The organism is Streptomyces sp. NBC_00873, assembly GCF_045207415.1.
GTDB lineage: Bacteria > Actinomycetota > Actinomycetes > Streptomycetales > Streptomycetaceae > Streptomyces.
This window is the reverse complement of record NZ_CP108803.1, coordinates 2,000,435-2,020,001: the sequence shown is the minus strand read 5'-3', so window position 1 is coordinate 2,020,001 and position 19,567 is coordinate 2,000,435. Positions and strand designations below refer to the sequence as shown.

Genomic DNA, 19,567 nt, shown 5'->3' with positions numbered 1-19,567 from the left:
CAATAAGGGCATGAGTCAGCAGGGGGAGAGGCCCGCCGCCCACGAGGACGACTGGTGGCGCAGGCTGTACGACGAAACCGCCGCGGACGCCGGGGCGAGCGACGCGGCCGACAGTCTCGACGACCGCTTCGACTCGGCTTCGGGGGCGGTGGGTCCGGCGGGGACCGGTGCGGGCGCCGCTGTCCCGGCACCCCGGATGGTGCCCTCCGACGGTCCGCCCGTGCCGCCTCCGCCGCCACCTGAACCGGCGCCTGCGCCTGAACCGGCGCCGCCACCTGAACCGGCGCCGCCACCTGAACCGGCGCCTGCGCCTGAACCGGCGCCTGCGCCTGAACCGGCGCCTGCGCCTGAACCGGCGCCTGCGCCTGAACCGGCGCCTCCGCCTGCATCGGCATCTCCGCCTGCATCGGGGCCTCCGCCTGCACCTCCGCCTCCGCCGCCCGTGCGATCCGTGCAGGCGCGTGCGCCGTGGGAACCGCCGGTCGGCCCCGCGCGGCCGAGCACATTCGCCACACCGCCGCCCGTCCCGCCGCCATCCGTTGCCGAAGCGTCGCCGGTTCCGCCGCCCCCTGCCGAAGCACCGGCCACGGCCTCCGTACCGTCGCTCCCGAGACGGCCGGTCGCGGCGAAGCCGGAGGCGCCCGGGGCGGGACCGACCACCGCGCTCCCGGCCGCACCCATCCCCGGCACCGCTCCCGAACCCCCTCCCGCCCGCGCGGCCCGCCCCGGCCTCTCGTACGTCGGCGACCGTCCGCCCACCTACGACGCCGAGCCGACCGCACTCCCCGCCACCGTCCCCCAGGAACTGGACGGACTCGTCGCCGACACCGTGCTCGACGGCGCCCGGTACGGGACATACACGCTGCGCGCCGCCTCCGTGCGCGGCGACTCCGCCCGGTTCCGGGGAGAGCCCCGGCGCGACGCCCTGCTCACCGTGCGGTTCGGTGCCGCCGAGAACGCCCTCGTGCTCGTCGCCGTCGCCAGCGGCGGCCGTGCCACCGAGGGTGCCCATCTCGCGGCCGCAGACGCCTGCCGCTGGATCGGCGGAGCCGTCGGCCGCAGCCACCTCCGGCTCGCCGAGGACATAAGAGCGGGCCGCCGCGGCGACCTCAAGTCCGGTCTGCACCGCCTCACCGACCGCAGCAACGGCAAACTCCGCGCCCGCGCCGTCGAGCTGGGGCTCGAACCGGAGGAGTACACCGCGGGGCTGCGGTGTCTGCTGCTGTCGGCCGATCCCGTCTGCCGGACCCGGGTCTTCTTCGGAGTGGGCGGCGGGGGGCTCTTCCGGCTGCGGGACGGCGTCTGGCAGGACCTCGAACCGGACGTCCCGGACCCCGGGGCCATGACCGGGCAGGCCGTCTTCGGCTTCGGGTCCGCGTCGCCCGAGAGCGGGCCCGACGGCGACCTGCTGACCATGGACCTGGGGATCGCGACGCCCCCGTCCCCGTACGTCGAGAGCCCGCCACCGCCACCCGCGCAGCCGTTCCGGTTCCGCGCCTCGATGGCCCGCCCGGGGGACACGTTGCTCCTGTGCAGTACCGGTCTGGCCGAGCCGCTGCGCGGCGAACCCGCCCTCGCCGAGGAACTCGCCGAACGCTGGACACCCCAGGAGCCGCCCGGCCTGGCGGCGTTCCTCGCGGACACCCAGCTCAGGGTGAAGGGGTACGCCGACGACCGTACGAGTGTCGGCGTCTGGGAGGCGTAACCGCGCCCGCCATGGGTTGATGGACTCCTAACGCGGAGAGGACACGCACCCATGGCCAAGCAGAACGTGTCGGAGCAGTTCGTCGACATTCTCGTCCGGGCGGGCGTCAAGCGCCTGTACGGCGTCGTCGGCGACAGCCTCAACCCGGTCGTCGACGCCATTCGCCGCAACGCGGCCATCGAGTGGATCCAGGTCAGACACGAGGAGACCGCCGCCTTCGCCGCCGGCGCCGAGGCCCAGATCACCGGCACCCTGGCCGCCTGCGCGGGTTCCTGCGGCCCCGGCAATCTGCACCTCATCAACGGCCTCTACGACGCCCACCGCTCGATGGCCCCGGTCCTCGCCCTTGCCTCGCACATCCCTTCGAGCGAGATCGGTCTCGGCTACTTCCAGGAGACGCATCCGGAGCTGCTCTTCCAGGAGTGCAGCCACTACAACGAGATGATCTCCAACCCGCAGCAGATGCCCAGGCTGCTCCAGACCGCGATCCAGCACGCGATCGGACGCGGCGGGGTCAGCGTCGTCTCGATGCCGGGCGACATCGCCTCCCAGCCGGCGCCGGAGAAGTCGATCGAGCACGCCCTGGTCACCGCGCGGCCGACGGTCCGGCCCGGTGACGAGGAGATCGAGAAGCTCTGCCGGATGGTCGACGAGGCGAAGCGGGTGACACTGTTCTGCGGGAGCGGCACGGCGGGCGCCCACGCCGAGGTCATGGAGTTCGCCGAGCGGGTGAAGGCCCCCGTCGGTCACGCGCTGCGCGGCAAGGAGTGGATCCAGTACGACAACCCGTACGACGTCGGCATGAGCGGACTGCTCGGTTACGGCGCCGCGTACGAGGCGACCAACGAGTGCGATCTGCTGATCCTGCTCGGCACCGACTTCCCGTACAACGCCTTCCTGCCTACCGATGTGAAGATCGTCCAGGTCGATGTGCGCCCCGAGAACCTCGGCCGCCGCTCCAAGCTGGATCTGGCGATCTGGGGCGATGTCCGTGAGACGCTGCGCTGTCTGACGCCGCAGGTGAAGGTGAAGACCGACCGCAAGTTCCTCGACCGGATGCTGAAGAAGCACGCCGACGCCCTGGAGGGTGTGGTCAAGGCGTACACCCGAAAGGTCGAGAAGCACATCCCGATCCACCCCGAGTACGTCGCCTCGGTTCTCGACGAACTCGCGGACGACGACGCGGTGTTCACCGTTGACACCGGCATGTGCAATGTGTGGGCGGCCCGCTATCTCACCCCCAACGGCAAGCGCCGGGTGATCGGTTCGTTCAGCCACGGCTCGATGGCCAACGCGCTGCCGCAGGCGATCGGTGCCCAGTTCGTCGACCGGAGCCGGCAGGTCGTGTCGATGTCCGGCGACGGCGGATTCACCATGCTGATGGGCGACTTCCTCACCCTCGTCCAGTACAACCTTCCGGTGAAGGTGGTTCTGTTCAACAACTCCTCGCTCTCCATGGTCGAGTTGGAGATGCTGGTCGCGGGACTGCCGTCGTTCGGTACGACCAACAAGAACCCGGACTTCGCGGCGATCGCCCGGGCCGCCGGGGCGTACGGCGTACGGGTGGAGAAGCCCAAGCAGCTTGAAGGCGCCCTCAAGGACGCCTTCAAGCACAAGGGACCGGCCCTGGTCGATGTTGTCACCGACCCCAACGCGCTCTCCATCCCGCCGAAGATCAGCGCGGAGATGGTGACCGGCTTCGCGCTCTCCGCAAGCAAGATCGTGCTGGACGGCGGCGTGGGCCGGATGCTTCAGATGGCCCGCTCCAACCTGCGGAACGTGCCCCGCCCCTAGGGCCTCTCGTTTGGATCGTGCCGGGATCGCGCGTCCTGGTGCCGGATCCGGCCTGATCCAGGAAAGGCCCAGGTCGGGTCCGGCGGCTCGGTGGCGGGGCGGTCGCTCAGGCCGGGGTCAGCCGCACCGTCAGGATCTGGAACGGCCGCAGCGCCAGTACGAGACCGTGCTCATCGGTCGTCGCCTCGTGCAGGGGCCGTTCCAGCAGGTCGGTGATCTGCGCCCGCACGACGGGGAAGCCGACCCGGAGCGTGGCCTCCGCCCGGCCGCCCGCCGACTCGTACAGCCGGACGACCACATCGCCGCTTCGGTCCTCGGCGAGCTTCACCGACTCCACGGTCACCGCCGGATGCCCGGTGGTGACCAGCGACGGCACGGCCGGGGCCACCGCCGCGCGCAGCGGCAGATTGAGCGCGAGCCCCTCGCGTACCGCGTCCGAGACCTCCGCCCCGGGCGCCAGCGCGTACCGGAACCGGTGCGTGCCGAGGTCGGTCTCCGGATCCGGGCTGTGCGGGGCGCGCAGCAGCGTCAGCCGTACGGTCGTGGCGAGCCCCGACCCGTGCGGGGTCCGGGTCACGTCGTGCCCGTACGTGGAGTCGTTGAGCACCGCGATCCCGTATCCCGGCTCGGCGACCCGCAGCCAGCGGTGCGCACAGATCTCGAAACGCGCGGCGTCCCAGCCGGTGTTGTCGTGCGTTGCGCGGTGGACGTGCCCGAACTGGATCTCGGACGTGGACCGTTCGGCATGCACATCGAGCGGGAACGCCGCCTTGAGGACCTTCTCCGACTCCTGCCAGTCCACCTCGGTGTCGACATCGATCTGCCTGCTGCCCGCCGCCAGCCGGATCTCCTGCACGATCCGCGACCTCCCGAACGAGCGCACCACCCGCACGGCCGCCCGCAGCGGTCCCTCCTCGACCAGCTCGACCGAGTCGGCATCGGTCAGATCGGTGCGGGACCGGCGGTAGTGCCGGTCGAAGTCCCAGGCGTCCCAGTGGTTGGGGTGGTCCGGGTGCAGCTGAAGGAGGTTGGCCCGGTGACCGGGGGCGAGGACCTCACGCCGTGCGCCGAGGTCACGCACGGCGTGGATCAGCCCGTCGCGGTCGACGGTGAAGCGCAGCAGGCCGTTGTCGAGGACGAATCCGTCGTCCGACGTGCGGCCCGCCGTGACCTCGCGTTCGGGCACCGCAGACCCGTCGAGCAGTCCTGCGCCCAGTCCCGGCGCCTCGGCGAGCACCGCCGTGCGCCCGTCGGCCAGCTGCTGGACATGGGCGCCGGACGGCAGCACCGCGCTCGCCTCCGCGTCCAGCTCCAGCACCTGACGACGGTCGTACGGAGAGGTGTTGAGCGCCACCATCCCCTCCGCGGCGCCGAGCGCGGTCACCGCCTCGGCCACCAGGTCGGCCAGCTCCGCCCGCACCTGTTCGTAGGTGTCGCGGGCCTCGCGGTGCACCCAGGCGATCGACGAGCCGGGCAGGATGTCATGGAACTGATGCAGCAGGACCGTCTTCCACACCCGGTCCAGCGTCTCGTACGGATAGGCGTACCCGGGCGCCCGAAGCGCTGCGGCCGTCGCCCACAACTCGGACTCCCGCAGCAGGTGTTCACTGCGACGGTTGCCCTGCTTGGTCTTGGCCTGGGTGGTGTACGTCGCCCGGTGCAGCTCCAGATACAGCTCGCCGGACCAGACCGGGGCCTGCTCGGCGTACTCCTCCTCCGCCGCCGCGAAGAACACCGACGGCTTCTCGATCGTGACCCGCGGAGAACCCTCCAGATCGCGGAGCCGGCGCGCCTTCTCCAGCATCTCGCGGGTCGGACCGCCGCCGCCGTCGCCCCAGCCGAACGGCACCAGCGAGCGGGTCGCCCGCCCCTTGTCGGCGAAGTTCCTCTCCGCATGAGCGAGTTCACGGGCGTGGAAGTGCGCGTTGTACGTGTCGACGGGCGGGAAATGGGTGAAGACCCTGGTCCCGTCGATGCCCTCCCACCAGAAGGTGTGGTGCGGCATCTTGTTGGTCTGGTTCCAGGAGAGCTTCTGCGTCAGGAACCACTTCACCCCGGCCAGCCTCGCGAGTTGCGGGAATGCCGCCGTGTAGCCGAAGGAATCCGGCAGCCAGATCTCCTCCGTCTCCACCCCCAGCTCCTCCTGGAAGAAACGCTTTCCGTGCACGATCTGCCGCGCCAGCGCCTCACCGCCGGGCATATTGGCGTCGGACTCCACCCACATCGAACCGACGGGCGCCCACTGTCCGTCCGCCACCGCCTGCTTGATCCGCTCCCAGATGTGCGGCTGATGGTCACGCACCCAGGCGTACTGCTGGGCCTGCGAACAGGCGAAGACCAGCTCCGGATAGTCCCGGGCGAGCGCGGTGACATTGGCGAACGTGCGCGAAGCCTTCCGTACCGTCTCGCGCAGCGGCCACAGCCACGCCGTGTCGATGTGTGCATGACCGGCGGCCGAGATCCGGTGCGCGCTGGCCGACGCGGGGCGGGCGAGTGCCTCGGCGAGCTCGGCCCGGGCTCCGGACGCCGTACCCGCCACGTCATGCAGATCCAGTGCGTCGAGCATCCGCTCCAGCGCCCGCAGGATCTCGTGCCGTCGTGACCGGTCGGCGGGCAGTTCGTGCATCAGCTCCGACAACACCTCGATGTCCAGGACGAGGTGCCAGACCTCCTCGTCCAGTACGGCGAGGTCCGCGGAGACGAACCGGTACAGGGGCTGGTCGCCCGCCGTGAGGACGTCCCCGAGCGGGGTCGGCACGAAGCCGTGCTCCAGTACGGCCGGGTTGGCCGCCGCCTCCAGCAGCAAGGAGACCGGCTCACCACCCGACGCCGCGGTCGCGACCCTCAGATGGCGACTGCGGGGGTGGATGCCCTTGAGCGGTACGCCCTCCGTGTCGTAGAGCATCCCCTCCACCTGGAAGCCCGGCCCCTGACCGGAGAATCCGGGGTCGACGACCACCTCGACGTGGCGCCCTGCCCACGCCTCGGGCACCGTGCCCTCCAGCCTGAACCAGCTGGTCGACCAGGGCCTGCCCCACTCCGTGCCGGCTCCGAACGGCTCGTACGTCCCCTTCATCGCCTCCGCCGCCGGCACCGGTTCGCCCGGGGCGTGCCACACGGAGAGGGTGAGCGGGGACCGGTCCGCGTACTGGGCGGGGCGGATGAATTGCTGGAGGGCACGCTCCAGGCGGCCCTCCACCAGCGTGCGGTCGTCGTGCATCACGGCTCCTCGGAATCGGCGCTTCGGGGTGTCCATGGCTCCACTTCCCCGGCGGCGGAACCGGCACCCCTGCGAGCGGCGCGAGGGGGTGACGGCTGTTCAACTGGTCCTGTGCGCACCCTTGGCGCCCCTGAAGCAATGTGACATAGCTCGGCGCCGAGGGTCACCAAGTGGAGCACCGAGCGGGAGAGCCGGTCGAGCCGGGTGACCTTGCCGGACGGCGGCGAGCCGGTCCCGCACGTCTGTCTCGTGCGCGGGCTGGCCAGCGACAGCCTTTGCGCTGAGGCGGGTCGGAATGCCTCCCCCCGTGACACTCCGCGGATGGGGCCAAGCTGGGGTGCGATCCTCACCTCAGCGCTGAACGGGGTTCGATGAACCAGTGGTTGGTTTGCAGGACTCGGTCGGCGAAGGTCACGTCTCGCTCTTCAAGAAACTGGAATCCCAGCGAACGACATATGCCGTTCGAAGGGGCATTCGTTGTCGCTGGGAACGCGTGCACCAGCCCCCATCGGTCGTCGTCCCGAGCAAGCTCGAGCAGTGCGCGGACAGCCCGTTTGCCCACCCCACGACCTTGGAACTCCGGCAGTACCATCCAGCCGATCTCGGAAATCTGCTCGCCATCGTCTGAGTGAGACCAAAGAGTCACGGTTCCTGCCAAGGCTGCAGGATCCCTCTCGTCGAGAACGATCATCTTGATCCACTGAGTGCCAGATTCCGTACTTCGAACATCGCGACGGACCTTGTCCTCCATGCCTTCATAAGGAAGTGGACCACCGAGATCGGCCATCATGGCCGGGTCGCACCGCATGCGAACGTAAGCATCGACATCGTCAAGCTGGACATCGCGCAGCTGCATCCTTACTCCTCTGTCGGCTGTCCTCTTGTTGTGTCTCGATCATCCTGGACGTCTGGTCGAGGATGTTGGCAGGCGTCACAGGTTCCGCTGGAAGCGCACGTCACGAGCTATTCGTGCGGCTGACATCAGCGGCGTAGGCGGCCCAGTCTCCGGCGGCGGCGCGCTGCCATTTTGACGGCGACGGCGATGTCGATGCCGAGGGTGCGGGCGAGGACTGCGGCGGGTAGCTCGGTGGCGGGCTGGAACAGGGCGGTTGAGGGGGTCTACGCGAGGCGGATGCCGAGTTTGCGGAGCCGTTCGCTCATGGCCCAGACACTGATCGGGCGGCCGGGCCGGCCTCCGGGGAAGAGCCAGGGTGAATCCGTCTGGGCGAGAACGGCATGGCTGCGGCGAACCGCGACTTGCTGAAGCGCCAGTTCAGCGACGGGTTCGGGCAGATCGACCGGGACATCGCCGAGGCGGATGCGAACCGCTCCGCTGGTCTCCTCGATGTGGTCGACGGTGAGCCGAGAGATCGAGGCGGGCCACTGGGTATAGAGGAGCAACAGCAAGCCGGCGAGGCGGTCTTCGGGCTTGAAGGTGTCGTCATGGCGGTTAAGACCGACCGGCCCCTGTGCACATATTGATGAGTCGACAAGCGTGACAGCCTCTGTGCGGGGCATGCATCCCGGGAGGATGTTCGACGAGAAGGGGGCGATCGACTGTGCACGCGGGGGAGACGATGGAGCGTCAGCACGATGTTCAGCTGCGCCGCAGAATGGCTCGCACCGACCTGCCGGCCGTGGCCGAAGTGCGGTGCGCGTTGAGGGAGTTCCTGCGATATCGATGGCAGGATGATTCCGCCGAAGTGGCGGAGCTCCTGCTCAGCGAACTGGTGACCAACGCACTGGTCCACACGGATCACGGAGCCGTCGTCACCGTGAACATGACGCCGGCGACGTTACGCGTCGAGGTCCGGGACTTCGTCACCGGACTGCCCATGTCCTACGTACCGAACGCCGACGACGGTACGCACGGCAGGGGACTGGTCCTGGTGCATGCTCTCGCGGACGCCTGGGGGGTGACGGCGCACGCGCTGGGCAAGGTGGTCTGGTTCGAGCTGGACGGCGAAAAGCCCTGAGAGCCCGGAAGGGACCGGGCCGTCAGGGCCTTTTGTGACGGATCAGCCGAACTGCTGCTCCAGGTCCTTCAGTTTCCGCTCCAGCGAATCGAGCCGGGGCAGTGCCTGGGTGTCGTCCTCGGCGGTGAGGTCGACGGTGAACGGTTCATTGGAGTTCCGGTCCGAGGCGCTGGAACTCGGCCCCGTCACGGCCTGCAGGGATGGCCGGGGGCGCAAGGGCAGTTGTCCCGGCTCGGATATGGCGGGCTCCACGACGGACTGCGCGGAGACCGTCGAGGGGGCGATGGCCTGGACGTCCACCTGGGTGCCGCCCCGGCCGACCCGGCGCCAGGCCCGGTTCTGCCGGTTCAGCGCCTTGATGTGGGCCCGGTCCAGCTTCTCCTTGTCCTTCCTGCGGAGACGGTGCTGCTCCTTCTCCCGCCGGTCCTCACGTACCTCTTCGACCGCTTCGTCCAGGGTGCGTACGCCCTCCAGCAGCATCAGTGACCAGGCGCCGAAGGTCTCACGGGGGGCGCGCAGCCACCGTACGATTCGGATCTGCGGCAGCGGACGGGGCACCAGGCCCTGCTCGCGCAGTGCGGCCCGGCGGGTCTGCTTCAGCGCCCGGTCGAAGAGCACGGCTGCCGAGAGCGACATCCCCGCGAAGAAGTGCGGAGCGCCCGCATGGTCGATTCCGCGGGGTGCGTGCACCCAGTTGAACCAGGCGGCCGCGCCGGCGAACGTCCATACGAGCAGCCGTGATCCGAGCGCCGCGTCACCGTGGCTGGCCTCGCGCACCGCGAGTACGGAACAGAACATCGCGGCCCCGTCGAGGCCGAACGGAACGAGATACTCCCAGCCCCCGGAGAGGCCGAGGTTCTGCTCGCCGAAGCCGACGAGCCCATGGAAGGAGAGGGCGGCGGCGACCGCCGCGCAGCAGAACAGCAGGACGTACGAGGCGGTGGCATACAGCGCCTCCTTACGTCTGCGACGTTCCTCGCTGCGTTCCCAGCTGTCGTCGGCCGCGGAATTGTCAGTGGCGCGCTTGCCGCGTGCGACCACCGCCACCGCCGCCAGGACCCCCACGAGCAGCACGGCGCCCGGAAGCAGCCAATTCAGCGATATGTCGGTCAGTCTCATGCGCGGTCCCTTGCATCGCGTAGGGCATTTCGGGCGCCATGATTGCCGAAACCCCGTCACGCTCAGGGGGTTTCGGGGCAAGAGAACGCCATTGGGTTGGCAGGGCATACGGATAGCCGGGATCTGATCGAATATCCGTACACGGCCAATGATCTGCGTTCGAATAGTACTACTCGTACGAGCGGTGTAGGTCAGTGAGTGGGCGTCAGTTTCCGTACCCGCTCCGTGTCACAGGTGCGCGGACAGGTGACGCAGGTGTCCTCGGGCCGCAGTGTGTAGAAGAGGCAGCAGCTGGTGCGGTCGCGCGTGGGCAGCGACTCGCCGTTCGGTCCGGTCAGTTCACGGAAGCCCGCCGCGCCGAAGTACGGCTTCGTGGTGCCGGGCATGAGCGCCTCCAGCTCGGCCATTGCCCGCCGCTCCTCGCCGAGCAGATGTGCGATGTACCAGAGGCCTTCGACGATCTCGTCCGTCGCCATGCCCCACAGCGCCCTCCTGCCGCGGCGCATCCGGGGCCCGAAGCCGTCGAGCACCGGGCCGAGGTGTTCGGCCACCGCCGCAAGCACCTCGGCCCGCAGGGCGGCCTCGTCCGCCACCACCCGGGCGCCCGGCAGTGCGGCCGCCGGATCGTCCGGCAGGCACGCGAACTCCCTCACGCGCAGGGTCAGATGACCCAGGGACCGCTGGAACGCGACGTCGTCGACGGGGATCCGCGGCACCCTGCGGTGCAGGAACCACGGCACGGTCACCAACAGGCAGGCGGGCCAGGCGTAGCGGTGCAGTCCGAAGCCGGCGACCACGTCGGGGCGCGCCTGCTGTCCGTGGTCCCGAAGCACCTGCGCGTGGTCCCAGGCGAGAAACGTGTCCAGGGCCGCGCCGCCGGCTGCGAGCTCGTCCGCGCCCACCCAGCCGGCGCCGGACGGGGCCGTCGCGCCGTCCCCGAGAACCTCGGCACGCAGTCCGGGGAAGACCTCGGTCAGGCGGGCGTACGCGTTCGTCACGGCGGACAGCGAGGTGCCGGGGAGCAGGGTGGGGAGGGTCATGCAGGGACCACCGAATCGCGATCGTTTGCAGGTAAGCCTTACCTTACCCGAACTGGCCGGTGTTTGAACTGCGGCCTCGTCCGCTTATCGTGCACAACGGGCATGGTGCATGCGAGCCTGCCCACGGCCGGCCGGGGAGGTCCGAGTGGAGCAGGGCAGAGCGCGTGAGCAGGCGCGGGCGCCGTACATGTCCGCCGCGTCCTCGTCCGCGACCACGCCGCCGTCGGTACCGCCCGTCCGGATGCCGGAACAGGCGCGCGGCAATCCGCCAGGTGCCGAGCGGGCCGGCGCCGAGCCGGTGCGTGGCGAGCACACCCACAGCGAGCCGCCCGCGCCCCGCGTCGTGGTGCAGCGGCATTCCGTACGCGGCCAGATCCTGGACGCCCTGCGCGCCGCTCTCGTCGACGGCGAGTTGCTGCCCGGGCAGGTCTACTCCGCCCCGGTGCTCGGCGCCCGCTTCGGCGTGTCGGCGACGCCGGTCCGTGAGGCGATGCAGCAGCTGGCCATCGAGGGTGCCGTCGAGGTCGTGCCGAACCGCGGTTTCCGGGTCACCGAGCGCGGCCCGCAGGAGCTCGCCGAGCTGGCCGAGGTGCGTGCGCTGATCGAGGTGCCCGTCATGCTGCGGCTGGCCCGCACCGTGGAGCAGGCCCGCTGGGCTGCCCTGCGCCCGCTGGCCGAGGCCACCGTCGCGGCCGCCGCGGTCGGGGACCGGGCGAGCTACGCCGAGTCCGACCGCGCCTTCCACCGTGCGGTCCTCACGCTCTCCGGCAACCAGCAGCTGGTGATGGTCGCCGACGATCTGCACCGGCGCTCCCAGCGGCCCCTGGAGAACAACCCGGCCACCCGCCGCGCCGATCTGCTCGCCGACGCCGCGGAGCACACCGCGCTGCTCGACGCGCTGATCGCCCAGGATCTCGCCGTCGTGCAGTCGCTCGTACGCGAACACTTCGCGGGCGCGGACCGCTGACACCACGGTAGGGGCCGCCGTCACCTCCACGGACCGCTGTGGCCAGCCTGTGCCTCTCATCACGTGATCGCTCGCCGATCCACGCCCTACCGCGGGGGAGGCCGTCAGTTCGCCTCGGCCGTTCCGGGGGCCGGAGGCTCCAGGTGCGGGGCAAGCCAGGTCGGTACGCCGCCCAGGAGGCGGAAGAGACGCCCCGCCTCGGCGCGCAGCCGCGCCGCCGCCTCCGGTTCCGGTTCGGTGTCCGCCAGAGCGATGAGTGCCGGGGCTGTGCCGACCAGATAGCCCAGCTCCTCCCTTATCCGCAGCGACTCGGCGAACCCGTGCCGGGCCTCGGCCAGTTCGCCCTCGCGCAGCGACAGCAGCGCCAGGTGACGCCAGGTCGAGGAGAGCAGCAGCTCGTCTCCCTGGGCCGTGGCGCCGACGTGCGCCCTGCGGTACGCGGCGCGGGCGGCCTGCGGCGAGTCGGCGATGTTCTGCGCGATCAGGCCGCGGCGGAAGTCGAGCAGCGGGCGGCCCGGGGCCGCGGGGGAGAGCAGGGCGGCGGACCGGCTCAGCGCGACCCGGGCCTCGTCGGCCCGGTCCCGTACCCCGAGGAGGGTCGACGCGTATGCCAGATGGCCGCGTTCGCAGGCAGCGGCGCCGCGCTCGGCGTCGTCGTGGGCGAGGGCCTCGGCGGTGCGCAGGGCGTCCTCGGCGTCGGTCCAGCCGTCGCCGGTGTACAGACAGCGTTCGGTCAGCAGAGCCGTCCGCTGGAGTGCCGCGGCCGGATCGGTCGTGGCGTCGCGTTGGAGCAGAGCGGCGGCGTCCGTCCAGCAGGCGCGTGACCGCAGCCGCCATACCGCTGTCTGGAGCGGCGGATCGTCATCTGCTGTCGTTCCGGAACCAGACATGGCGGTATACGCCACATTGCCCTCCCCGAGCGCGCCATTGAGCTGTTGAGGACCTGTCATCGAACCGGGGCCCGACCCGGGTTCGAAGACAGGCATTGAGTCTGGCGGCATCTCAGCACGGAATGGCACGCCGGGCCAAGGGGTCAGGTGAATGAATTCACAATCGGCCGGTCGCGGGGAGGGCTGTGGTAGACGCGCGGAGTCAGCTCATACGCAGGGCGAGGAAGAAATCGAGCTTGTCCTCGAGGCGCGAAAGGTCACGCCCCGTCAACTGCTCGATTCGTCCGACCCGGTAGCGCAAGGTGTTGACGTGCAGATGCAATCGGGCCGCGCAGCGGGTCCAGGAACCGTCGCAGTCCAGGAACGCTTCCAAGGTTGGGATCAGTTCGGCCCGGTGGCGCCGGTCGTAGTCGCGCAGCGGGTCGAGCAGCCGTGCGGTGAACGCGCGGCGCACATCGTCCGGGACGAACGGCAGCAGCAGGACGTGCGAGGCAAGCTCGTGGTGGCCGGCCGCGCAGACCCGGCCCGGACGGGCCGCCGCCACCCGGCGGGCGTGCCGGGCCTCCTCCAGCGCGCCGCGCAACCCCTCGGGGGAGTGCACGGCGGCGCTGACACCCAGTGTCAGGCGACCGTCGTCGGCGAGGCCTGCGGAGAGCGGTTCGTGGACGGCGGCGAGCAGCGCGTCGGCGTGCAGCGCCGGGTCGTCCTTGGCGCCGGCCGCGGCGTCCCCGGCGTCCGGGTTCTCGGCGTCCGTGAGGTCCGGCACCGGTGCGGCGACAGCGGGCAGCGGTACGAGGGCGACCGCCTCGTCGCCCGTGTGCGCGACCGCGATCCGTTCGGCGGAGTCGGGGCCGGTGACCGCCGGGTCGACCAGGATCTCCTCCAGCAGCGCCTGGGCGACGGGGCCGCCCGCGATGCCGGATGTGGCTGCGCCGCCCGTGGAGCCCGGCGCGCCCTCCACGTCCCAGTCGACCCGGGCGACGACGACCTGCCAGTGCGGGGCGGTGCCGAGACCGGGCAGCAGGACCGGGGCGGCGACCCGCAGCCTGGCCGCGATCTCGGTGGGCGCGGCACCCGTCTGGACCAGCTCCAGGACCTCTTGGGCGAGCCTGCGGCGTACCGTGCGCGCCGCGTCGCGCCGGTCCCGTTCGACCGCGATCAGCTGGGTGACGCCCTGGAGCAGATCCAGTCGGGCAGCCGGCCAGTCGCTCGCGTCGGCCTCCACCGCGAGCAGCCAGTCGGAGAGGACCGATTCGCGGACATCGCGGGATGCGGGGGCGGCACCCCTGCCAGTGTTCCGGATCGGGAACAGCGAATACGTGGTGCCGTCGACCGTGGCCCGGTGCGGACCCGGGCGGCCGGTGCGGGTGGCGGCCAGATGCCGGCCGGCCAGCACCGCGCCGACCGGGCCGGGCAGCGGCGGCTCGCCGCCCGCGATCTGCCGACCGGTGGGGGAGAGCACCCAGGCGTGCAGATCCAGGTCCGAGCCGAGCAGATCGAGGACCACCTCCGGGCCGCCGCCGGTCGGCCCCGAGGTCATCAGCCTGCGGTGCCGGTCCACGACCGCCGCCAGGTCACCCGCCCGCTCGCCGGACACCTGGCGCACCACATGCTCGGTGATCATTGCGAACGCGACGGTCTCATGGACGGCGAAGAGGGGCAGCCGGTGCCGCTCGCACGCCTCGACCAGATCGTCGGGGATGTCACCGAGCTCCGCCTCGCCGACCGCGAGTCCGGCCACCCCGGCGCCCGCCAGGATCCGTACGAACGGCTCCGAGTCCGCCGCGTCCCGGCGCCACGCCAGGCCCGTCAGGACCAGCTCCCCGCCGGCCAGGTAGCGGCTCGGGTCCCGCAGGTCGGTGGTCATGACGCCGCGGACGGACCGGTCGAGCTCGTCATCGCCACCGAGCAGCCGCAGGCCCAGCGCATCGGTTTCCAGCAGTGCGCGCAGCCGCATCTCGTTGCCGCCGATCTCTTTCGTTGGTGCGGGTGAAAACTGGGTATTGCGGTGAGGTTACTGATCCCCGCCATTCGTTCGAATCTACAAGACGAGGACGGCGACCAGCCAACTCCTTCATGGTTTCGGTGACTGCACCGCGTGGAGTCCCGGTTGTGTACTGGGCCACACATCGCGTCAACAGCACATGAACAAGCCGATCAAGGGCCGGCCGTCCCGAGCCCCAGCGAACGACCCGAATGAGAAGAAGAGAGCCACTCATGGACTTCCTTCGCCCCGCCAGCTGGGAGGAGGCGCTCGCCGCCAAGGCCGAGCACCCGACGGCTGTGCCCATTGCGGGCGGCACCGATGTGATGGTCGAGATCAACTTCGACCACCGGCGGCCCGAGTACCTCCTGGATCTGAACCGCATCGGTGAGCTGTCCGAGTGGGAGGTGGGCCAGGAGAACGTGCGGCTCGGCGCCTCCGTGCCGTACAGCCACATCATGGAGCACCTGCGGGCCGAGCTGCCCGGTCTGGCGCTCGCCTCGCACACCGTCGCATCCCCGCAGATTCGCAACCGCGGAGGCGTCGGCGGCAACCTGGGTACCGCGTCGCCCGCCGGTGACGCCCACCCGGCCCTGCTCGCCGCGGGCGCCGAGGTCGAGGCCGCGTCCGTACGCGGAACCCGGATGATCCCGATCGACGCCTTCTACACCGGGGTCAAGCGCAATGCCCTCGAACCGGACGAACTGATCCGGGCCGTGCACATCAAGAAGGCCGACGGGCCGCAGCAGTACTCCAAGGTCGGTACCCGCAACGCAATGGTCATCGCAGTCTGCGCCTTCGGCCTGGCCCTGCACCCGGAGACCCGCACGGTCCGTACCGGCATCGGTTCCGCCGCCCCGACACCCGTCCGGGCGAAGGAGGCCGAGGAATTTCTGAACGCCGCGCTCGAAGAGGGCGGGTTCTGGGACAGCCGCACGATCATCACACCGTCCATCGCCGCGCAGTTCGCCACGCTCGCCGCCGGCGCCTGCAACCCGATCGACGATGTGCGCGGCACCGCCAACTACCGCAGGCACGCGGTGGGGATCATGGCCCGCCGCACCCTCGGCTGGACCTGGGAGTCGTACCGCGGCAACAGCCGCAGCACCGAAGGAGCTGCCTGATCATGCGCGTCAATTTCACGGTCAACGGCCGCAAGCAGGAGGCCGACGACGTCTGGGAGGGCGAGTCCCTCCTGTACGTGCTGCGCGAGCGGATGGGCCTGCCCGGCTCCAAGAACGCCTGCGAGCAGGGCGAATGCGGCTCCTGCACGGTCCGCCTGGACGGCGTCCCGGTCTGTTCCTGTCTGGTCGCCGCAGGTCAGGTGGAGGGCCGCGAGGTCGTCACCGTGGAGGGCCTCGCCGACTTCGCCGCCCACCGCTCCCAGGCGCACCCCGGCAGTGGCTGCGCCTCCGGCGCCTGCGGGACCACGCTCGACCAGGCCCGCCGATGGGAGGCCAGGCCGACCGGTGAGCAGCCCCGGGACACCGGTGAACTCTCCCCGATCCAGCAGGCGTTCATCGACGCGGGCGCCGTCCAGTGCGGCTTCTGCACCCCCGGTCTGCTGGTCGCCGCCGATGAGCTGCTGGAGCGCAACCCGGAGCCGTCCGACGCGGACATCCGCGAGGCGCTCTCCGGCAACCTCTGCCGCTGCACCGGCTACGAGAAGATCCTCGACGCGGTCCGCCTCGCGGCCGCCCGCGCGGAAGAGACGGTCTGACGATGGGCGTTACCGGCTCCCCCACGAACATCAACCAGGGCACCCGCACCAGGGGCGGCATCGGCGAGTCCACGCTCCGCCCCGACGGCATCCTGAAGGTCACCGGCGAGTTCGCGTACTCCTCGGACATGTGGCACGAGGACATGCTCTGGGGCCACACGCTGCGCTCCACGGTCGCGCACGCCGAGATCGTCTCGATCGACACCTCCGAGGCGCTCGCCACCTCCGGCGTCTATGCCGTGCTCACCTACGACGACCTGCCGACCTCGGTGAAGAACTACGGCCTGGAGATCCAGGACACCCCCGTTCTCGCCCACGGCAAGGTCCGTCACCACGGCGAACCGGTGGCGCTCGTCGCCGCCGACCACCCGGAGACCGCCCGCCGTGCCGCCGCGAAGATCAGGATCGACTACCGCGAGCTGCCCGTCATCACCGACGAGGCCTCCGCCACCGCGCCCGACGCGATCCTCGTCCATGAGGGCCGGCGCGACCACCACGCCGGACACGTCCCGCACCCGAACATCGTCCACCGCCAGCCCATCGTCCGCGGTGACGCGGACGCCGCCGCGGCCCGCGCCGATGTGATCGTCAGCGGCGAGTACGTCTTCGGCATGCAGGACCAGGCCTTCCTCGGCCCCGAGTCCGGCCTGGCGGTCCCCGCCGAGGACGGCGGTGTCGATCTGTACGTCGCCACGCAGTGGCTGCACTCCGACCTCCGCCAGATCGCCCCCGTCCTCGGCCTGCCCGAGGACAAGGTCCGCATGACGCTCTCCGGCGTCGGCGGCGCCTTCGGCGGCCGCGAGGACCTGTCGATGCAGATCCACGCCTGCCTGCTGGCGCTCCGCACCGGCAAGCCGGTCAAGATCGTCTACAACCGGTTCGAGTCCTTCTTCGGCCACGTCCACCGCCACCCCGCGAAGCTCTGGTACGAGCACGGCGCGACCCGCGACGGCAAACTCACCCACATGAAGTGCCGCATCGTGCTGGACGGCGGCGCCTACGCCTCCGCCTCCCCGGCCGTCGTCGGCAACGCCTCCTCGCTCTCCGTCGGCCCGTACGTCATCGACGACGTCGACATCGAAGCGATCGCGCTCTACACCAACAACCCGCCGTGCGGCGCCATGCGCGGCTTCGGCGCGGTCCAGGCGTGCTTCGCGTACGAGGCGCAGATGGACAAGCTCGCGGCCGAACTGGGCATGGATCCGGTCGAGTTCAGGCAGCTCAACGCCATGGAGCAGGGCACCCTCCTGCCGACCGGGCAGGTCGTCGACTCACCGGCCCCGGTCGCCGAGCTGCTGCGCCGGGTCAAGGCCAGGCCGCTGCCGCCCGAGCGCCAGTGGGAGGTCGCCGGCGAGCAGGCCGACGTACGGGCGCTGCCCGGCGGCCTGTCCAACACCACTCACGGCGAAGGCGTCGTACGCGGCATCGGCTACGCGGTCGGCCTCAAGAACGTCGGTTTCTCCGAGGGCTTCGACGACTACTCGACCGCCCGGGTCCGCATGGAGGTCGTCGGCGGCGAACCGGTCGCCACCGTGCACACCGCGATGGCGGAGGTCGGGCAGGGCGGCGTCACCGTCCACGCCCAGATCGCCCGCACCGAGCTGGGCGTCGCCCAGGTCACCATCCAACCGGCCGACACCCAGGTCGGCTCGGCCGGATCCACCTCGGCCTCCCGGCAGACATACGTCACCGGTGGCGCCGTGAAGCACTCCTGCGAGGCCGTCCGCGAGAAGGTCCTGGAGATCGGCCGCCGCAAGTTCGGTACGTACCACCCTGCCTGGGCCACCGCCGAGCTGCTCCTCGAAGACGGCAAGGTCGTCACCGACGGCGGCGAGGTGCTGGCCGATCTGGTCGACGTACTGGAGGACGAGGCGGTCGACATCGAGCTGGAGTGGCGCCACCGGCCCACCGAGGCGTTCGACCTGCGCACCGGCCAGGGCAACGGCCACGTCCAGTACTCCTTCGCCGCGCACCGCGCGGTCGTCGAGGTCGACACCGAACTCGGCCTGGTCAAGGTCATCGAACTTGCCTGCGCCCAGGACGTCGGCAAGTCCCTCAACCCGCTGTCCGTCGAAGGACAGATCCAGGGCGGCACCACCCAGGGCCTGGGCGTCGCCGTCATGGAGGAGATCATCGTCGACCCGAAGACCGCGAAGGTACGCAACCCGTCCTTCACGGACTACCTGATCCCCACCATCCTCGACACGCCGACCATCCCGGTCGATGTGCTCGAACTCGCCGACGACCACGCCCCGTACGGGCTCCGTGGCGTCGGCGAGGCCCCGACGCTGTCGTCGACCCCGGCCGTCCTCGCGGCGATCCGGGACGCGACGGGTCTGGAGCTGAACAGGACGCCGGTGCGCCCCGAGCACCTCACCGGCACCTGACCGACAGTTCCCGCCGAACTCTCCGGGCGGTGCGTGCTTCCCAGGAATGTCACACGTGCGCCGCCCGCATCACCCGGAGACCTCGCCTACCGCACCGCTCGCGGTCCGCGGCACCACTGAGCGGTACCGCATCGGCGGTGCCGCTCGGCCGGAAACACCCGCAGTACCCGCACATCCACTCTGCATGAACAGTTCGTCTCCGGGCCGTCCCCCGGGTCGTGCAGCCAAGCAGTCATCCCAAATCCCGCAGCACGAGTCTCCATCGCGGGTGCCCCTGTGAACCTTGGGAGTCAGGCATCATGACCCAGCAGTCAGTGGAGCCCAGGACCACCGCGGTCGAGTCGGCGACCGGCGTCGGCGAAGGTGCCCGCACCGGCCTCGCCTCCGTCGTCACCGGACTCTTCTTCGCGGCCTGTCTGTTCTTCACCCCGCTCACCGCGATCGTGCCCGCCGAGGTGGCTTCCGCAGCCCTGGTCGTCATCGGAGCGATGATGATGCAGAACGCCCGCCATGTGGACTGGAGCGATCGTTCCGTCGCGATCCCGGTCTTCCTGACTGTGGTCCTGATGCCCTTCACCTACACCATCACCACCGGCGTCGCAGCCGGTGTCATCTCCTACGTGGCCATCAAGGCAGCCCAGGGCAGGGCCCGGGAGACAGGCGGCTTCATGTGGGGGCTCACGATGATTTTCGTCATCTACTTCGCCCTGCACCCGATCGAGAGCTGGCTGGGCGTCAACTGACCCCCCGCCGCTCCACACCTCG

The 19,567-nt window shown here is 70.5% G+C and carries 15 protein-coding genes; 8 read left to right on the top strand and 7 right to left on the bottom strand.

Annotated elements, in window-relative coordinates; all coding sequences use genetic code 11:
• Window positions 1-10: 10 nt before the first annotated feature.
• Together OH809_RS09145 and OH809_RS09140 are read left to right on the top strand one after the other, a co-directional pair.
• Window positions 11-1,705 (top strand): protein phosphatase 2C domain-containing protein, encoded by a 1,695-nt coding sequence (locus tag OH809_RS09145; RefSeq protein WP_406422889.1) that lies wholly within the window; start codon window positions 11-13, stop codon window positions 1,703-1,705.
• A 51-nt stretch (window positions 1,706-1,756) separates the two neighbouring features.
• A complete protein-coding gene (locus OH809_RS09140) occupies window positions 1,757-3,499 on the top strand; it encodes a pyruvate dehydrogenase (protein WP_406422890.1) in 1,743 nt (580 codons plus the stop codon).
• Window positions 3,500-3,605: 106 nt separating this feature from the next.
• Here the strand turns inward: OH809_RS09140 and OH809_RS09135 are convergent, their stop codons facing one another.
• The 3 genes from OH809_RS09135 to OH809_RS09125 form a co-directional block, all read right to left on the bottom strand.
• On the bottom strand, window positions 3,606-6,719 hold the full coding sequence (locus OH809_RS09135) for an alpha-mannosidase (protein WP_406422891.1): 3,114 nt from the start codon (window positions 6,717-6,719) through the stop codon (window positions 3,606-3,608).
• 346 nt (window positions 6,720-7,065) lie between these two features.
• Entirely contained in the window at window positions 7,066-7,575 is a 510-nt protein-coding gene (locus tag OH809_RS09130) for a GNAT family N-acetyltransferase; N-acetyltransferase (RefSeq protein WP_406422892.1), read from the bottom strand.
• 263 nt (window positions 7,576-7,838) lie between these two features.
• Entirely contained in the window at window positions 7,839-8,237 is a 399-nt protein-coding gene (locus OH809_RS09125) for a hypothetical protein (protein WP_406422893.1), read from the bottom strand.
• Window positions 8,238-8,332: 95 nt separating this feature from the next.
• Between OH809_RS09125 and OH809_RS09120 the strand changes: the two genes are divergently transcribed.
• On the top strand, window positions 8,333-8,695 hold the full coding sequence (locus OH809_RS09120) for an ATP-binding protein (RefSeq protein WP_406425284.1): 363 nt from the start codon (window positions 8,333-8,335) through the stop codon (window positions 8,693-8,695).
• A gap of 42 nt (window positions 8,696-8,737) precedes the next feature.
• Here the strand turns inward: OH809_RS09120 and OH809_RS09115 are convergent, their stop codons facing one another.
• Complete coding sequence (locus tag OH809_RS09115) at window positions 8,738-9,814, bottom strand: DUF2637 domain-containing protein (protein ID WP_406422894.1); 1,077 nt, start codon at window positions 9,812-9,814, stop codon at window positions 8,738-8,740.
• Window positions 9,815-10,005: 191 nt separating this feature from the next.
• Complete coding sequence (locus tag OH809_RS09110; protein ID WP_406422895.1) at window positions 10,006-10,854, bottom strand: (2Fe-2S)-binding protein; 849 nt, start codon at window positions 10,852-10,854, stop codon at window positions 10,006-10,008.
• A 145-nt stretch (window positions 10,855-10,999) separates the two neighbouring features.
• Between OH809_RS09110 and OH809_RS09105 the strand changes: the two genes are divergently transcribed.
• A complete protein-coding gene (locus OH809_RS09105) occupies window positions 11,000-11,821 on the top strand; it encodes a GntR family transcriptional regulator (protein WP_406422896.1) in 822 nt (273 codons plus the stop codon).
• Between the two features lie 104 nt (window positions 11,822-11,925).
• Here the strand turns inward: OH809_RS09105 and OH809_RS09100 are convergent, their stop codons facing one another.
• Window positions 11,926-12,711, bottom strand: coding sequence for a hypothetical protein (locus OH809_RS09100; RefSeq protein ID WP_406422897.1), 786 nt, complete (start codon window positions 12,709-12,711; stop codon window positions 11,926-11,928).
• A 202-nt stretch (window positions 12,712-12,913) separates the two neighbouring features.
• Window positions 12,914-14,668, bottom strand: coding sequence for a PucR family transcriptional regulator (locus OH809_RS09095; protein WP_406422898.1), 1,755 nt, complete (start codon window positions 14,666-14,668; stop codon window positions 12,914-12,916).
• Between the two features lie 260 nt (window positions 14,669-14,928).
• On the opposite strand from OH809_RS09095, the gene OH809_RS09090 reads away from it, so the two are divergent.
• The 4 genes from OH809_RS09090 to OH809_RS09075 all read left to right on the top strand — a co-directional run bounded on the left by OH809_RS09090 (window position 14,929) and on the right by OH809_RS09075 (window position 19,545).
• Complete coding sequence (locus OH809_RS09090; protein ID WP_406422899.1) at window positions 14,929-15,819, top strand: FAD binding domain-containing protein; 891 nt, start codon at window positions 14,929-14,931, stop codon at window positions 15,817-15,819.
• A 2-nt stretch (window positions 15,820-15,821) separates the two neighbouring features.
• Window positions 15,822-16,415, top strand: a complete 594-nt coding sequence (locus OH809_RS09085; RefSeq protein ID WP_406422900.1) for a (2Fe-2S)-binding protein — start codon at window positions 15,822-15,824, stop codon at window positions 16,413-16,415.
• Between the two features lie 2 nt (window positions 16,416-16,417).
• Complete coding sequence (gene pucD / locus OH809_RS09080; RefSeq protein ID WP_406422901.1) at window positions 16,418-18,802, top strand: xanthine dehydrogenase subunit D; 2,385 nt, start codon at window positions 16,418-16,420, stop codon at window positions 18,800-18,802.
• Window positions 18,803-19,020: 218 nt separating this feature from the next.
• Window positions 19,021-19,545 (top strand): solute carrier family 23 protein, encoded by a 525-nt coding sequence (locus tag OH809_RS09075; protein WP_406422902.1) that lies wholly within the window; start codon window positions 19,021-19,023, stop codon window positions 19,543-19,545.
• The last annotated feature ends 22 nt before the right edge of the window (window positions 19,546-19,567 follow it).

Excerpts from the sequence above, each read along its gene's own strand:
- OH809_RS09145 (WP_406422889.1), top strand. The coding sequence starts at position 11 with ATGAGTCAGCAGGGGGAGAGGCCCGCCGCCCACGAGGACGACTGGTGG.
- OH809_RS09140 (WP_406422890.1), top strand. The coding sequence starts at position 1,757 with ATGGCCAAGCAGAACGTGTCGGAGCAGTTCGTCGACATTCTCGTCCGG.
- OH809_RS09135 (WP_406422891.1), bottom strand. The coding sequence starts at position 6,719 with ATGCACGACGACCGCACGCTGGTGGAGGGCCGCCTGGAGCGTGCCCTC.
- OH809_RS09130 (WP_406422892.1), bottom strand. The coding sequence starts at position 7,575 with ATGCAGCTGCGCGATGTCCAGCTTGACGATGTCGATGCTTACGTTCGC.
- OH809_RS09125 (WP_406422893.1), bottom strand. The coding sequence starts at position 8,237 with ATGCCCCGCACAGAGGCTGTCACGCTTGTCGACTCATCAATATGTGCA.
- OH809_RS09120 (WP_406425284.1), top strand. The coding sequence starts at position 8,333 with ATGGCTCGCACCGACCTGCCGGCCGTGGCCGAAGTGCGGTGCGCGTTG.
- OH809_RS09115 (WP_406422894.1), bottom strand. The coding sequence starts at position 9,814 with ATGAGACTGACCGACATATCGCTGAATTGGCTGCTTCCGGGCGCCGTG.
- OH809_RS09110 (WP_406422895.1), bottom strand. The coding sequence starts at position 10,854 with ATGACCCTCCCCACCCTGCTCCCCGGCACCTCGCTGTCCGCCGTGACG.
- OH809_RS09100 (WP_406422897.1), bottom strand. The coding sequence starts at position 12,711 with ATGTCTGGTTCCGGAACGACAGCAGATGACGATCCGCCGCTCCAGACA.
- OH809_RS09095 (WP_406422898.1), bottom strand. The coding sequence starts at position 14,668 with ATGCGGCTGCGCGCACTGCTGGAAACCGATGCGCTGGGCCTGCGGCTG.
- OH809_RS09090 (WP_406422899.1), top strand. The coding sequence starts at position 14,929 with ATGGACTTCCTTCGCCCCGCCAGCTGGGAGGAGGCGCTCGCCGCCAAG.
- OH809_RS09085 (WP_406422900.1), top strand. The coding sequence starts at position 15,822 with ATGCGCGTCAATTTCACGGTCAACGGCCGCAAGCAGGAGGCCGACGAC.
- pucD (WP_406422901.1), top strand. The coding sequence starts at position 16,418 with ATGGGCGTTACCGGCTCCCCCACGAACATCAACCAGGGCACCCGCACC.